This is a genomic window from Winslowiella sp. 2C04, assembly GCF_050037805.1.
Classification (GTDB): Bacteria; Pseudomonadota; Gammaproteobacteria; order Enterobacterales; family Enterobacteriaceae; genus Erwinia; species Erwinia toletana_A.
Genome location: NZ_CP188300.1, coordinates 755,597 through 771,212, shown reverse-complemented (window position 1 = coordinate 771,212; position 15,616 = coordinate 755,597). Strand labels below are relative to the sequence as shown.

Below are 15,616 nucleotides of genomic sequence, written 5' to 3'. Positions count from 1 at the left end.
TCTTCTGTTATAAATCCCGACAGGGGCGGTAAATACCGCCCCTGAATTAAAATCAGCGGCTCAACTTATTGCTGTTGTTGATTACGCTGAAGTTCAAACACCACGTCAACCTGATCGTCAAAGTGAATGCTCTGCTGCTCGTAGGTCTGCGCTTCAGAGGTCATAGGTGCGGCATCGGCCGCTTTAAACATGCGCGCCACCGGCATTGGCTGGTAGTTCGCCACACGGTAACGGATGCTGTAGACCGGGCCTAACTTAACATTAAAGCCTGCGGCCAGCGCTTCGGCCTGCTGAGTCGCGTTATCAATTGCCGCTTTACGCGCCTTATTACGATACTCATCCGGTTGTGCCACGCCCAGTTCGACCGAACGAATTTCATTCAGGCCGGACTTCAGTGCACCATCCAGCAGATCGTTCAGCTTATCCAACTGGCGTAACGTCACCTGCACCTGACGCACCGCGCGATAACCCTTCAGAACCGATTTTCCCTCTTTGGTATAATCGTATTCTGGCTGGGTACGCAGGTTGGCAGCATCAATATCTTTCTTCTCAATGCCATTTTTCTGCAGCAGATCGAAGTATTGTGCAACGCGAGTATCCGCCTGCTTCTTGGCTTCCGCTGCATCTTTCGATGAAACATTCACTTCGATCGACAGTGTGGCGATATCCGGCGTGGCATCAACACTCGCCTGTCCTGAAGTAATTACGTGCGGTCCATTAGGCAGCTCACCTGCCTGGGTAGCCAACGGTAATGCTGCTGCACCCATCATTGCGGCCATAGCCAGCGCTTTCAATTTCACCTGAAGTCCTCCTTGAAGACGTATGAGTATTGGTATCAGCATATCTTATCGTGTAAATCACTAATATGCGCGATGCTCTTAGTTTTTCGCTGTCGCCCCAACCCCTTCCCGCGTTAATTAAATCCCATCATTCCCTGTTGTGCCAGTTTGAAAGCGATAAACCACATCACCAGCCCCACCAGCAGATTGATCACGCGCTGAGCGTTGCGGGTGCGCAGCAGTGGCGAAAGCCATGACGCCAGCAAGGCCAGCCCAAAAAACCACACTACAGAGGCGCTGATGGTGCCGAGCGCGAACCAGTAGCGTGCTGCTGGCGGCAGTTGGCCGCCGAGGCTACCCAGCACCACAAAAGTATCCAGATAAACATGCGGATTAAGCCAGGTGACCGCCATCATGGTCGCGACAATACGCCAGCGACTCTGTTGCAGCGCACCGGTGGAATCAAGCGCGATATCGCCATGCAGTGCAGTACGCAACGCCCCCCAGCCATACCACAGCAGAAACGCGACCCCGCCCCACGTCACCAGATTCAGCAGCAGTGGCGACTGATTCAGCAGCGCACTGCCGCCAAACACTCCGGCGCAGATCAGCAGGATATCGCTTAATGAACAGAGGCCCGCGGTCATCAGATGATACTGGCGGCGCACGCCCTGATTCATCACAAAAGCGTTTTGCGGCCCCAGCGGCAGTATTAATGCCATACCTAAAGCAATACCTTGAAAATAAACAGAAAACACAAGACAACCCTCACAGCAAAATTTTCTGTGGCAAGTTTATCGCGCGTGAATTATTAGTGGAAATTGAAAGAATTAATAGAGTATCAGCAAAGCTAATAATGGTGCGGGGAAGTTAAGTGGCGAGGAACTTCCCCCGCCACTCTGCTACTGATTATTCAGCGACCGCCTGCTCCTGCGGTGCTTTAGTTTGATGCAGATGAACATCCATCTGTGGATAAGGAATACCAATTCCTTTGCTATCCAGCGCTTTCTTAAAGTTAGCCATCAGATCCCAGTAGACATCCTGCAGATCGCCGCTATTGCTCCAGCAACGCACGACAAAGTTCAGTGAAGAGGCGGCCAGCTCATTCAGACCGATCTGAATACCGCGATCTTTCAGCACGCGGCTGTCCGCTTCCACGACATCGCGCAGCAGCTGTTTCACTTCATCAACATCTGCATCGTAAGCGACGCCAATAATAAACTCGTTGCGGCGCGCCGGCTCACGGGAGTAGTTAATAATATTACCGGCAATAATTTTACCGTTTGGCACGACCACGATTTTGCCGTCGGAAGAACGCATGGTGGTTGAGAAAATCTGCACGTTCAACACCGTACCCATTACGCCACCGAGATCAACAAACTCACCGGTACGGAACGGACGGAAAGTCACCAGCAGCACGCCTGCGGCCAGGTTGGATAAAGAGCCCTGCAGTGCCAGAGCCAGAGCCAGACCGGCGGCACCTAATACCGCTATCACCGAGGCGGTCTGAACGCCAACCCGCCCTAACGCTGCTATCAGAGTAAAGGCAATCACGCCATAACGAACGAGCGCAGACAAAAAGTCCGCAACCGTGGCATCTATACCGCGCGTCAGTAACAGCCTGTTGACCGCGTTAGAGATAAAACGCGCCACGATAAAGCCAATAATGATAATCGCTACTGCAGCCACAATATTCACTGCGTAACTGAGCAACAGCGCCTGGTTGCGTACCAGCCAGCCACCGGCATGATTAATGCCGTCTATCACGTTTAATTCTTCCATTCATCCACCCTGTTAAAAATCCCCAATGGGGAAATGACAAAACATTGCCAGAGTGTTCCGGCAATCCCTTTAAGACAGGGTAATCAAAAATGGCAATCTATGCCAAATAACCGCAAAACTTCCGCTCATTCTCAGCAATTTTCCCAAAAAAAAAGGCCCCTCAGGGCCTTTTTTAATCAGTCACGTAGTTACAGAACGTCAACCGCGTTCAGTTCTTTAAATGCCTGCTCCAGACGCACAATCATTGAAGATTGTGCAGAGCGCAGCCATACGCGCGGATCGTAGTATTTCTTGTTCGGCTTATCGTCGCCTTCCGGGTTGCCCAGCTGAGCTTGCAGGTAACCTTCGTTCTTTTTGTAGTACTGCAGGATGCCGTCCCAGGTTGCCCATTGGGTATCGGTATCAATGTTCATTTTCACTACACCGTAGCTGATTGAATCTTTGATTTCCTGCGCAGAAGAACCGGAACCACCGTGGAAGACGAAATCCAGTGAGTTGTGCGGCAGGCCGTGTTTCTGGCTGACGTACTCCTGAGAATCCTTCAGGATGGTTGGGGTCAGCTTAACGTTACCTGGCTTGTAAACACCGTGAACGTTACCGAAAGAGGCCGCGATGGTGAAGCGTGGGCTGATCGCATTCAGTTTTTCGTATGCGTAATCAACGTCTTGTGGCTGAGTGTACAGTGCAGAAGCATCCATGTGGCTATTGTCCACACCATCTTCTTCACCGCCGGTGCAGCCCAGCTCGATTTCCAGCGTCATGTTGATCTTGGCCATACGTGCCAGATACTTGCTGCAAATCTCGATGTTCTCTTCCAGTGACTCTTCAGACAGGTCGATCATATGAGAAGAGAACAGTGGCTTACCGGTTTTAGCGAAGTGCGCTTCGCCCGCGTCCAGCAGACCGTCGATCCACGGCAGCAGTTTCTTCGCACAGTGGTCGGTGTGCAGAATAACTGGCACGCCGTAGTGTTCAGCCATCTGGTGAACATGATGTGCGCCAGAGATTGCACCGAGGATAGCCGCAGCCTGTGGCTTATCGGATTTTAGGCCTTTGCCGGCGATAAACGCGGCACCGCCGTTAGAGAACTGCACGATGACCGGCGCTTTAACTTTAGCAGCGGTTTCCAGCACGGCATTGATTGAATCAGTACCGACGCAGTTAACTGCTGGCAGAGCGAATTTGTTCTCTTTCGCTACCTGGAAAACTTTCTGTACGTCGTCACCGGTGACAACGCCTGGTTTTACGAAATCAAAAATTTTAGACATGCTTTTTGTCCTGTTTCGTTGGCCGTATAAAAGAAATCAGTTCAGTTTTGCCCTTTCAGCAGGCAAAACAGAGTGGCAGGGACGCATTGCCCTGCCCGCAAAGATTACTGCTTAGCACGCTCTTCCAGCATCGCTACTGCAGGCAGTTTTTTGCCTTCCACAAACTCAAGGAATGCGCCGCCGCCGGTGGAGATGTAGGAGATTTTGTCTTCAATGCCGAACAGGTCGATCGCTGCCAGGGTGTCGCCACCACCAGCAATGGAGAATGCATCGCTGTCTGCGATAGCTTTCGCGATGATTTCGGTACCTTTACGGAAGTTAGGGAACTCGAACACGCCTACCGGGCCGTTCCACAGAATGGTTTTTGCTTCTTTCAGCAGTTTAGCCATTGCTTCTGCGGTTTCGTCACCGAAGTCCATAATTTCTTCGTCGTCCTGCACTTCCGAAACTTTTTTCACGGTTGAAGGAGCAGTTTCAGAGAATTCGGTGCCAACGCGGGAGTCGGTAGGCACTGGAATACCGAACTGGTCGCGCAGACCTTTTGCCGCTTCAACGAAGTCTGGTTCGTACAGTGACTTACCGACATTGTTGTCGATTGCCACGAAGGTGTTAGCGATGCCGCCGCCGACGATAACGGTATCGGCGATTTTAACCAGCGAGTTCAGCACGTCGAATTTAGTGGAAACTTTAGAACCACCCACCACGGCGACCATTGGGCGCGCAGGCTCTTTCAGCGCTTTACCTAATGCTTCCAGCTCAGCGGCCAGCAGCGGGCCAGCACAAGCTACCGGAGCGAATTTGCCAACGCCGTGAGTTGAAGCCTGAGCACGGTGTGCCGTACCAAACGCGTCCATCACAAAGATGTCGCACAGCGCCGCATACTGCTTCGACAGCGCTTCGTCATCTTTCTTCTCGCCTTTGTTAAAGCGCACGTTTTCCAGAACCACCAGCTTGCCAGCAGTCAGCTCTACGCCGTCGAGGTAATCTTTTGCCAGGGTAACGTTATCCGCACCCAGCTTGTCTTTCAGGTAGTTAACAACCGGCAGCAGAGAGAACTCTTCGTTGTATTCACCCTCGGTCGGACGACCCAGGTGAGATGTTACCATCACTTTTGCACCCTGTTTCAGCGCCTGTTCGATGGTCGGCAGAGAAGCACGGATACGTGCATCAGACGTCACTTTCCCTTCTTTCACTGGCACGTTTAAATCCGCACGGATCAGAACACGTTTACCAGCAAGATCCAGATCGGTCATCTTAATTACAGACATGGTGAACCCTCTCGTTGAATTCTCATAAGTTTTGCCAGACGCAAACCGCGTCTTACCTGAAACCGCTTGCGGCCATCGCTAACGTGGTATCGATCATCCGGTTAGCAAAGCCCCATTCGTTGTCGCACCAGACTAAAGTCTTAATCAGGTGCTGACCGCTGACCCGCGTCTGCGTACCGTCCACAATGGCACTGTGCGGATCATGGTTAAAATCAATTGAGACTAACGGCAATTCCGTATAGTCAACTATACCACTAAATGCCCCTTCTGATGCATTTTGCAGTAAGGCGTTGACCTGGCACGCCGTCACTGCATCGCGCACGCTGACGCTCAAATCAATCGCCGTCACGTTAATCGTAGGTACGCGTACCGCTATCGCTTCAAAGCGGTCATTAAATTTCGGAAAAATACGGGTTATGCCAGCAGCTAGCCGGGTATCAACCGGAATAATCGACTGGCTGGCGGCACGGGTACGGCGTAAATCCGGGTGATACGCGTCGATAACCTGCTGATCGTGCATCGCTGAATGGATGGTGGTAACCGTGCCAGATTCAATGCTAAAGGCGTCATCCAGCAGCTTAATAATCGGAATAATGCAGTTGGTGGTGCAGGAAGCGTTAGAGACGATACGATCGCTGGTCAGCAGCGCTTTCTCGTTCACGCCAAACACCACGGTGGCATCGAGATCGTTGCCGCCGGGATGGGAAAACAGCACCTTCTTCGCTCCCGCCTGCAAATGCGCCTCACCATCAGCACGACTGCCGTAAACCCCGGTACAGTCGAGTACCACATCAACATTCAGTTCGCGCCACGGCAGGTCATTGATATCGGCCAGATGCAACAGACGAATAGTGTCATCGCCCACCGTTAACAGGTCGCGCTCCTGACGCACATCCCAGGCGAAACGCCCATGGCTGGTGTCGTATTTCAACAGATGCGCCATACCGGTGGCATCAGCCAACTCGTTAATGGCAACGACGGTTATCTCAGCGCGACGCCCGGTTTCGTACAAAGCACGTAACACATTGCGCCCGATGCGACCAAAGCCGTTGATAGCTACGCGAACGGTCATATCACTCCTGCGTCAGAATTTATCCCTAAACAGCCGTTAGCCTGGGCCAGCCGTCTCAATTTGTACAGGGAATTCTCACCGTGCAAAATTTGTCTCATATGTTGGTATCATCACCAACTGAAACGGTTCAGCCAGAATAAAGGAAGTGAGGAATAGCGGGAATGATTGTGATCAATTACGCTGCTGAATATTAGATCCACATCACAAAATTGAACAAATGTGGTTATTACTGCAGGAATAAACAGCGGATTAGTGCGGGATTAAAGAAAGGGCAGCATTACGCCGCCCTTACCGGTGATTGCTTGCAGGAGTGGCGTTAACGCCACCCAGACAATCAGATCAGCTCTTTCGCTTTTGCAACAACGTTGTCGACGGTGAAGCCGAACAGGTCGAACAGCTGCTCAGCTGGAGCAGACTCACCGAAGCTGGTCATGCCAACGATAGCGCCGTTCAGACCGGTGTACTTGAACCAGTAATCAGCGATACCCGCTTCGATAGCCACGCGCGCGCTAACCGCTTTCGGCAGCACGGATTCACGGTAAGCTGCGTCCTGCTTGTCAAAGGCGTCGGTAGACGGCATAGAAACCACGCGCACTTTACGACCTTCTGAAGTCAGGCGATCATAAGCGCCCACTGCCAGCTCGACTTCAGAACCGGTAGCGATCAGGATCAGCTCTGGCTGACCCGCGCAGTCCTTCAGTACGTAAGCGCCGCGCGCCACGTTTGCCAGCTGCTCAGCAGTACGTTCCTGCTGTGCCAGGTTCTGACGCGAGAAGATCAGCGCAGTCGGGCCATCCTGACGTTCGATAGCGTATTTCCAGGCAATTGCAGACTCAACCTGATCACACGGACGCCAGGTGCTCATATTTGGCGTCACGCGCAGGCTGGCCAGCTGCTCAACCGGCTGGTGCGTCGGGCCATCTTCACCCAGACCAATTGAGTCATGGGTATAGACCATCACCTGACGGATTTTCATCAGTGCAGCCATACGAGCGGCGTTACGCGCGTATTCAACAAACATCAGGAAGGTCGCAGTGTACGGCAGGAAACCACCGTGCAGCGAGATACCGTTAGCAATCGCGGTCATACCGAATTCACGTACACCGTAATGGATGTAGTTACCGGCCAGATCTTCGTTGATTGGCTTAGAGCCAGACCACATGGTCAGGTTGCTTGGCGCCAGGTCAGCGGAGCCGCCCAGGTATTCCGGCAGCAGCTTGCCAAAAGCTTCAATAGCATTCTGCGAGGCTTTACGGCTGGCGATTTTCGCCGGATTAGCCTGTAACTGCTCAATGTATTTCTGAGATTCTGCCTGCCAGTTTTCCGGCAGCGCATTAACGCTACGACGTTTGAACTCAGCAGCCAGCTCCGGATGCGCTTTCGCATAGGCAGCGAACTTCTCGTTCCACGCCGCCTCTTTCGCCTGACCGGCTTCTTTCGCGTCCCACTGACCATAGATGTCCTGTGGAATAACAAATGGCGCGTGTTCCCAGCCCAGCTGTTTACGGGTCAGTGCGATTTCGTCGTCGCCCAGCGGTGCGCCGTGCGAATCGTGGGTGCCCGCTTTGTTTGGTGAGCCAAAACCGATAACGGTTTTGCACATCAGCAGTGAAGGCTTGTCAGTTACGGTTTTCGCTTCTTCAATCGCGGCCTTGATAGCATCAGCATCATGACCGTCTACGCCGCGCACAACGTGCCAGCCGTAAGACTCGAAACGTTTTGCAGTGTCGTCGGTAAACCAGCCGTCAATGTGACCATCGATGGAGATGCCGTTGTCATCATAAAACGCCGTCAGTTTGCCCAGCTTCAGCGTACCCGCCAGTGAGCAAACTTCGTGGGAGATGCCTTCCATCATGCAGCCGTCACCCATAAAGACATAGGTGTTGTGGTCAACGATATCGTGACCTTCACGGTTGAACTGCGCCGCTAAGGTGCGCTCGGCAATGGCGAAACCGACGGCATTGGCAATACCCTGACCCAGCGGGCCAGTGGTGGTTTCAACACCAGCGGTATAACCATACTCAGGGTGACCAGGAGTTTTAGAGTGCAGCTGGCGGAAGTTCTCCAGCTCTTTCATCGGCAGATCATAACCGCTGAGGTGCAGCAGGCTATAAATCAGCATCGAGCCATGGCCGTTAGACAGGATGAAACGGTCGCGGTCAGCCCACTGTGGGTTAGTTGGGTTATGGTTCAGATAGTCACGCCATAACACTTCGGCGATATCTGCCATACCCATTGGGGCACCTGGGTGGCCGGATTTGGCTTTTTGTACCGCATCCATACTTAATGCGCGAATGGCGTTGGCAAGCTCTTTACGAGAAGGCATTTTCTACTCCAGTTCGGAAATAATTCGCTTCGCCGTCCCTAACTTATTGTAATTAATCAGTTATCAGGCAAAGCCGAAGGAAAGTCGACAATCAATGTACATGAAAAACAGGTGAAATGTACATGGCGCACGGTGCAAAAAGAGCTGCACAATTCGCGCTTTGAGACGCTGCCCGCTATGCATTTGACAGCGAAACGGCTATAAAACCAAAGTTCATCGAAACCTTATTCGCCGACGATTTGTCAGGTGTTTGTTTTTATTACCTTGTTATGGGATAGACCTGAATGAAAATTCGTACCTCCGTGATGGCACTGAGCGTTGCCACCTTACTGTCTGGCTGTCAGAATTTTGACACTAACTCATTAATGCAGTCTGGTGCTCAGGCTTATCAGGCGGCGACATTAAGTGATGCGCAGGTCAAAGAACTGAGCGTGCAATCGTGTCAGCAGATGGATAGCGAAGCGCAGATTGCGCCAGCCAGCAGTGAATACACCAAACGCCTGGACAAAATTGCCACCTCGCTGGGTGACAATATCAACGGGACGCCAGCCAACTATAAAGTCTATCTGAACAAAGATGTGAACGCCTGGGCGATGGCCAACGGCTGTATCCGCGTCTATAGCGGTCTGATGGATATGATGACCGACAACGAAGTCGAGGGTGTGCTGGGGCACGAAATGGGCCACGTCGCACTGGGCCATACGCGTAAAGCCATGCAGGTTGCCTACGCCACCACCGCTGCACGCACCGCAGCCAGCGCCGCTGGCGGTATTGCCGCGTCACTGTCGCAGTCGCAGCTGGGCGATCTTGGCGCGCAGCTGGTCAACGCTCAGTTCTCACAAACTCAGGAGTCACAGGCCGATGACTACTCTTTCGACCTGATGAAACAGCGCAAAATTGATCCGAACGGTTTAGTCACCAGTTTTGAGAAACTGGCAAAGCTGGAAGGCAGCCATCAGAGCAGCATGTTCGACACGCATCCTTCTTCAGCTTCGCGTGCAGAACATATTAAAGCGCGTATCGCCGCAGAGAAATAACCGATTTTCGGGCGGGATCGCTCCCGCCCGGTAATGGATTAATACAGCGTTTTTTGTGGTGGACCGGCGAAATGCAGCGCACCAATTGTTGCCATGCGCACTTCGATCACTGACGGCCCAGGCATCGCGATTGATTCTGCCAGTACCCGCTGAAAATCTTTAGCGTCATCAATGGTCCACGCCTGTAATCCAACCGCCTGCGCCAGCAGGGTAAAATCAGGCGTATGCAGCTGATTGTAATACTGCCGCCCGCCAAAATATTTATCCTGAATGCCACGCATCACGCCGTAACCGCCATCGTTCATCACCAGCAGCGTCACATTAGCTTTCTCCTGAGCCAGCGTCGCCAGCTCGCCGAGACTCAGCGACAACCCGCCATCCCCCACCAGCCCGACCACTTTTCGTGACGGATTCGCCAGCGCGGTGCCGATGGCCATTGCCAGCCCCATACCAATCGCTCCTGCCAGCGAATGAATATTGCACAGTGGGGCATGCGCGCGAAACAGTCGGCTGCCCCAGACGCTGCCGGAAACGGTAATGTCGCGCACCAGAATGCCATCCTGTGGCAAAGCGGCATCAATGGCATCGTTCAGTTGTGCATAGGCACCGGACTGCTGACGCAGCTCAGTTTCAGCACGGCTTACCGCCGCCGCGATTGCCGCGTCCCACTGCGCATCAACCTTTTCTCCCTCCGCCAGCCGGGATGCCAGAGCCGTCAGTACCGCATGGCAATCGTAGTTGACGACCTCATCAGCCAGATAGTTGCGGCTGGCTGCGGCGGGATCGACATCAATCTGAATACGCGGAGTGGGTAAAGTCAGCGTCCAGCTGCGGGTTTCATTACTGCGCAGGCGCGATCCGGCAATCAACGTCAGATCGCACTGCTCCATTAATGCCTCTACCGACGGCGAGTTATGAAACGAGCGTAAGCTGCGCGGATGACTGTCGGGCAAAATACCGCGTCCGTGCGCGCTGGAGATCACCGTAACGCCAGCATCGGCCAGCTTACGTACTGCCTGTTGGCAAGCCAGCGCGCCACCGCCAAGCCATAACAGCGGCCGCCGTGCCTGTTTCAGTTGCTGGCAGAGTCGATCGATAACGGCGTCATCTGGCGTGGGGATCAGCAATGGTGCGACCGGCGGCGTGACCAGCGTTGCCGGTACTCTGGCACTTTGAATATCAATGGGGATCTCCAGCGAGACCGGGCCACACGGCGGCGTCTGTGCTTCCTGAATGGCGCGATGCAGCATCGCTACCGCCTGATGCGGTGAGCTGACGCGAAAAGCACGTTTCGAACTGGCACGCAGAAAGCCGAGCTGGTCACGAGTTTCGTGGATGAAACCGCTGTCGGCATCCAGAAAGGCTTTTTCCACCTGGCCGGTAAGATGCAACAGCGGCGTGCTGGCATTCAGCGCCTCAACCAGCGCGCCAATCGCGTTGCCCGCCCCGGCTCCGGTGCTGGTCAGCGCCACGCCAAGCCCGGAAAAACGCCCGTGAGCATCGGCCATGGTGACCGCTCCGGCTTCGCCACGCGCCGCAATAAAGCGAATCTGATTACGCTGCCCGACGGCATCCGCGATGGGTAAATTGTGAATGGAAATAATGCCATACATTGCCTCAACGCTATACAGCTCGAGGGTACGGGCGATGGCTTCGCCCACGCTAATCGTCTCGCTCATCATCGTCCTTCCAGTCAAGTTAATCACTCCAGCGGTTAATCGTCGGCGTTGTCGCCAGATAAATGCTCTTTTGCTGCATCCAGGCTTTAATTCCCTGCAATCCTTTTTCACGCCCTAAGCCGCTCTGCTTGTAGCCGCCAAACGGGGTAGAAATAGCAAATACTTTGTAGGTATTAATCCACACCGTACCAACCTCCAGCTGCTCTGCCAGCTGTAAGGCGCGGCCGCTGTCGCGTGTCCAGATGCCCGCCGCCAGCCCAAAAATCGAATGATTGGCATCGGCAATTAACGCGCTTTCATCATCGAAAGGCATCGCAACCAGTACCGGGCCGAATATCTCTTCCTGACAGACACGCGCACGATTGTCTAAACCGGTAATAATCGTTGGCTGGAACCAGCTACCGGCCGCCAGCGCCGGATCGGCAGGAATTTCGCCGCCGCACAGGATCTCACCGCCCTCTTCACGCGCCAGTGCCACATAGTCCATCACCTGCTGACGCTGGGCGTGGCTAATCAACGGGCCAATGTGATTACCCGGCATCAGTGGATGGCCGAGGCGTAACTGACGAGTCAAGCTCAGCAGCCGGTCCATTAGCGGCTGCCAGACGCTGCGGTGGACAAACAGTCGGGAACCAGCAATGCAAGCCTGGCCGCCAGAACTAAAAATGCCGTAGCAGATACCACGCGCCGCCTGTTCGATATCCGCATCAGCCAGCACGATAGTCGGTGATTTACCCCCAAGCTCCAGCGAGGCCGGAATCAGCTTTTCTGCCGCAATATGCGCCAGCGCACGCCCGGTTTTCGTGCCACCGGTAAATGAGATTTTTTTGATAAGCGGATGCCGCACCAACGCGTCGCCGATCACCGAACCTTTGCCCGGCAGCACGCTGAGTAGACCCGGCGGCAATCCGGCCTCGGCAAAAATTTCTGCCAGCTTCAGAGCCAGCAGCGGAGTGGCTTCTGCCGGTTTAACAATCACCGCATTACCCGCCGCCAGCGCCGGCGCAATCTTCTGCATCTCACTGGCTATCGGTGAGTTCCACGGCGTAATGGCCGCCACTACGCCGAGTGGCTCATAGCGGCTCAGGGTAATAAGTTGCTGGCTGCGTGCCGGAGGAATTTCGCCTTCCTGGACTTCGCAGACTGCGGCGAAATAGCGGGCGGTCGCCGCAGCACTGGCGACTAAGCCACGGGTTTCTGCCAGCGGTTTGCCATTATCGCGGGTCTGTAATTCCGCCAGCTCTTCCTGTTGGGCGGCTATCAAATCACTGACGCGATGCAAAATTGCTGCACGCTGATGGGGTAGCAGCGTGCGCCACGCCGGTTGCCGCCAGGCTTGATCGGCCAGCGCCACGGCTTCCTCCACATCTTCGATGCTGGCGGCGCGTAATTCAGCATTGATGCTGCCGTCGGCAGGAAAGGTAGTCATCAGCGGTTCGCCACGTCCTTCACGCCAGACGCCAGCGACAAAAATTTTCTGCAGACTCATGTCGGATCCTTATTCTTCCAGCAGCTGGCGGCAGGCTTGCACCGCACTTAATGCTGCCAGCGTTGAGGTTTTAGGGTTCGTACCAAGAGGAAAGCCACTTAACTCAAGCTGCATCTCGCCAAAGCGGCCTCGGGCATAAAGACGATGGGTATTACGCGTGGTGGCCGGATCAACCATCAGCTGCACTTCGGTTTCATCCATGCCGATACCCGCCAGCGCAATGGTGGCGGCAACATTGGCATTGGCTGGAAACAGCCGCGCCGCCTCGCGAGCGCTGCCGTGAAAAAACACCCTCGCCTCGCTGACCTGCGCCAGATTCACTAACTTCTCGGCATGACTGCCACGCCAGCTGGCGGGACTTTTACGCGACTGATAAACCACCTGCTCCAGCCCGCCCTCGCGCGCACTGGCGAGGCCATCCATTCCGGCCACCGCCCCGGCCAGCAGTCGCAGGCGCCCTCCGGTTTGCTGACGCAGCGTGATTAAATGCTGTTCCAGCTGCGCATCAGCCAGCGCGCCGGTGGAGATTACCGCCAGCGTCCAGCCGCGCTGGAGCACCATTGCGGCAAACTGCGCAACCGCCTGCTGGCTGGCACACTCCAGCACCAGATCCGGCCTTTCGCGACAGTCAGCCGGTGATAGCAGCGGCTCTGTCTGCTGGTTAAACTGCGCAAGGATTGACGGATGGTGCCCGGCTCGTGCGACAATCCAGCCGATGCTTATCCCCTGCGGTAAATGCGCAATCACTTCCTGCGCCATCGCACCGTAACCAATCAGCATGATCTTTTTCATCAAAAGCTCCCGATTAGAGATGGCGGCAAAAACCGCCGGAGACGTCCAGTGCCGCACCGGTGGTAAAAGAGGCCAGTGGCGAAGCGAGAAACAGCAGCGCCTGCGCCGGTTCCTGCGCTTTTCCCAGTCGTTTCATCGGAATGCCGCGCTTGCTGGCAATCTCCGCCGTCCATTGCTCCCAGCTTTGCTGCCGATCGCTGCGCTGTTCAAAACGGCGACGCCACTGACCGGACTCAACCATGCCCAGCAGAATCGAATTAACCCTGATTCCCTGGTCAACTAAGGTTTTGGAAAGGTTTAGGGTCATATTCAGCAGTGCCGCCCGCGCTGCTGAAGTGGCAATCATGTGCTCTTCCGGTTGCAGCGCCAGCAGTGAATTGACGCAGGTAATCGAGGCAATATCCGACTGTGACAACAGCGGCAAAAAGGCCTCAACCGGGTTGATCACGCCAAACAGCTTAAGTTCGGCTTCGCTGAGCCAGGCACTGTGCGGGGTCTGCTCAAATGTCGCGACATAGCCCTGCCCGGCGTTATTGATCAGCATATCAACCCCGCCGAAATGCGCGGCTACCGCTGCGGCAAAGGTATTCACCTGTTCAGCCTGTAAAACATCGCAAGGCAGCGCCAGTATCTGCCCATCAGGAAACTCCTGTTTTAGTGCGGCACAGGCAGTGGCAAGGCGATCGGCGTTGCGGCCACAGAAAGCCACCTTTGCACCTTCCGCCAGCAGTAAACGCAGTGTTTCAAAGCCAATCCCGGATGAACCACCGGTGACAACCGCAACACGTTGATTAATCTTTAGATCCATATTCTGCTCCTGTAAGCCAGCGCAACAGCTGCTGGTTGAAAAAGGCGGCATTATCGAGATAACTGGCGTGTCCGGCATGCGGGATCGGCACAAAGCGACAGCCCAGCGTCGTAGCCAGCGCTTCGGCCTGCACAGCGGGAGTAATCACATCCAGTTGGCCGCACCACACTTCCAGCGGCGTCTGACAATCAGCCAGCCAGCGGCGAATATCGTCCTCTGCCAACATCGCGGCAGCTTGCAGAAAGCCGCCCGGCTTAAGATTGCGCATACTGCTGGCAACGGTAACGATGTCGCGCTCATCAGCATCGGGGCGCAGTAATTTCACCGCGCGCGTCGCCGCCATCTGTTCCGTCCCCAGCACCATCTGCTGCTGACGCTGGCTCAATATCGACTGGCGTTTTTCTGCCGGCTGGCTGCCATATCCCTGCGCCGGATCGGCCAGCACCAGTCGCTGCACCCGCTGCGGATAACGTGCTGCAAAAGCGACAGCCATCAGCGCGCCCAGCGAGTGCCCTAACAGCGAAATGCGCTGTATCTCCGCGGCATCCAGCATTCTCGCCAGCGCATCAGCATAATCACCGGCATTCGGCTGCGGCGTCGGCAGCGGTTTGCTGTCACCATAGCCCGGCGCATCCCACGCCAGCATGCGACACTGCTGCTGCAATGCGACATCATGTAACTGTTTATGCCAGCAGGCGCTGCCGGAGCTGATGCCGTGTAACAACACCAGCACCTCACCATTGCCCGATTGTTGCCAGAAGATCATTACTGCTCCTTAGCTACGCTTCACTTTCGCCAGCGGATGGTCGGCCGGATAGGTCGGGATACGCGGTTTGTTCGCGCCCAGCATCACGCACATCAGCGCCTCTTCCTCACCGTGATTAAACAGGCCGCGATAAATTCCGGCCGGCACTGAAATCAGATCGCGCTCTTTCAGCACCGTCTGATACTCATGCTCGCCATCACGAATCATCAACGTGATGGTGCCTTTCAACATAAAAAACACTTCTTCAACATCATCGTGCAGATGCAGTGGGCCTTCGCATTTCGCCGGCAGCACCATAGTGGAGAAGGTAAAGTTTTCCGCCGCTACGGTGTTGTTATCCGCGCTGACGCCGGTGGCTCCGGTTCCGATATAGCGCATCTGCGCACGGCGGTATTTTGGATCGTAGTCGGCCTGAAACTTCAGCGCGTTCCAGTCATATTTCCGCCCTTCAAAGCGGGCAATACGTGATTCGACCCACGCATCCATCGGTACATCTTCCGGTTTAACGGTGGTTTTGTTCGGCAGAACCTGGCTATCAGACATTTGATTT

General features: G+C 54.7%; 14 protein-coding genes. 1 reads left to right on the top strand and 13 read right to left on the bottom strand.

The window, feature by feature from the left end:
* Window positions 1-65 precede the first annotated feature (65 nt).
* The 7 genes from ACP3TC_RS03310 to tkt all read right to left on the bottom strand — a co-directional run bounded on the left by ACP3TC_RS03310 (window position 66) and on the right by tkt (window position 8,495).
* Window positions 66-800: an oxidative stress defense protein gene (locus tag ACP3TC_RS03310; protein WP_313853585.1), complete on the bottom strand. Its 735-nt coding sequence runs from the start codon at window positions 798-800 to the stop codon at window positions 66-68.
* Window positions 801-913: 113 nt separating this feature from the next.
* Complete coding sequence (argO, locus tag ACP3TC_RS03305) at window positions 914-1,537, bottom strand: arginine exporter ArgO (RefSeq protein ID WP_426817518.1); 624 nt, start codon at window positions 1,535-1,537, stop codon at window positions 914-916.
* Between the two features lie 151 nt (window positions 1,538-1,688).
* The gene (gene mscS, locus ACP3TC_RS03300) at window positions 1,689-2,561 is read right to left on the bottom strand and encodes a small-conductance mechanosensitive channel MscS (protein ID WP_313853587.1); all 873 of its coding nucleotides are present in this window, start codon (window positions 2,559-2,561) and stop codon (window positions 1,689-1,691) included.
* Window positions 2,562-2,749: 188 nt separating this feature from the next.
* A complete protein-coding gene (fbaA, locus tag ACP3TC_RS03295; RefSeq protein ID WP_313853588.1) occupies window positions 2,750-3,829 on the bottom strand; it encodes a class II fructose-bisphosphate aldolase in 1,080 nt (359 codons plus the stop codon).
* A 104-nt stretch (window positions 3,830-3,933) separates the two neighbouring features.
* On the bottom strand, window positions 3,934-5,097 hold the full coding sequence (gene pgk / locus ACP3TC_RS03290) for a phosphoglycerate kinase (RefSeq protein WP_313853589.1): 1,164 nt from the start codon (window positions 5,095-5,097) through the stop codon (window positions 3,934-3,936).
* A gap of 52 nt (window positions 5,098-5,149) precedes the next feature.
* Window positions 5,150-6,169 carry an erythrose-4-phosphate dehydrogenase gene (gene epd, locus ACP3TC_RS03285; RefSeq protein WP_313853590.1) on the bottom strand — a complete coding sequence of 340 codons (1,020 nt, stop codon included), beginning with the start codon at window positions 6,167-6,169 and terminating at the stop codon, window positions 5,150-5,152.
* A 334-nt stretch (window positions 6,170-6,503) separates the two neighbouring features.
* Window positions 6,504-8,495, bottom strand: a complete 1,992-nt coding sequence (gene tkt / locus ACP3TC_RS03280) for a transketolase (protein WP_313853591.1) — start codon at window positions 8,493-8,495, stop codon at window positions 6,504-6,506.
* Between the two features lie 284 nt (window positions 8,496-8,779).
* Between tkt and ACP3TC_RS03275 the strand changes: the two genes are divergently transcribed.
* Window positions 8,780-9,532 carry a M48 family metallopeptidase gene (locus tag ACP3TC_RS03275; RefSeq protein WP_313853592.1) on the top strand — a complete coding sequence of 251 codons (753 nt, stop codon included), beginning with the start codon at window positions 8,780-8,782 and terminating at the stop codon, window positions 9,530-9,532.
* Window positions 9,533-9,570: 38 nt separating this feature from the next.
* Here ACP3TC_RS03275 and ACP3TC_RS03270 read toward each other — a convergent pair whose 3' ends face one another.
* Genes ACP3TC_RS03270 through ACP3TC_RS03245 form a run of 6 tightly spaced genes read right to left on the bottom strand, consistent with a single transcriptional unit; the run spans window position 9,571 to window position 15,609 of the window.
* Window positions 9,571-11,211, bottom strand: coding sequence for a thiamine pyrophosphate-binding protein (locus ACP3TC_RS03270; protein ID WP_426818231.1), 1,641 nt, complete (start codon window positions 11,209-11,211; stop codon window positions 9,571-9,573).
* Between the two features lie 19 nt (window positions 11,212-11,230).
* Complete coding sequence (locus ACP3TC_RS03265; RefSeq protein WP_426817517.1) at window positions 11,231-12,700, bottom strand: aldehyde dehydrogenase; 1,470 nt, start codon at window positions 12,698-12,700, stop codon at window positions 11,231-11,233.
* 9 nt (window positions 12,701-12,709) lie between these two features.
* A complete protein-coding gene (locus ACP3TC_RS03260) occupies window positions 12,710-13,492 on the bottom strand; it encodes an aspartate dehydrogenase (protein ID WP_426817516.1) in 783 nt (260 codons plus the stop codon).
* Window positions 13,493-13,505: 13 nt separating this feature from the next.
* Window positions 13,506-14,300 carry an SDR family oxidoreductase gene (locus tag ACP3TC_RS03255; RefSeq protein ID WP_313853598.1) on the bottom strand — a complete coding sequence of 265 codons (795 nt, stop codon included), beginning with the start codon at window positions 14,298-14,300 and terminating at the stop codon, window positions 13,506-13,508.
* The gene (locus ACP3TC_RS03250; RefSeq protein WP_426817515.1) at window positions 14,284-15,066 is read right to left on the bottom strand and encodes an alpha/beta fold hydrolase; all 783 of its coding nucleotides are present in this window, start codon (window positions 15,064-15,066) and stop codon (window positions 14,284-14,286) included. The genes ACP3TC_RS03255 and ACP3TC_RS03250 overlap by 17 nt, the downstream gene beginning before the upstream one ends.
* A gap of 9 nt (window positions 15,067-15,075) precedes the next feature.
* Window positions 15,076-15,609: a cupin domain-containing protein gene (locus ACP3TC_RS03245; RefSeq protein WP_313853601.1), complete on the bottom strand. Its 534-nt coding sequence runs from the start codon at window positions 15,607-15,609 to the stop codon at window positions 15,076-15,078.
* Window positions 15,610-15,616 lie beyond the last annotated feature (7 nt).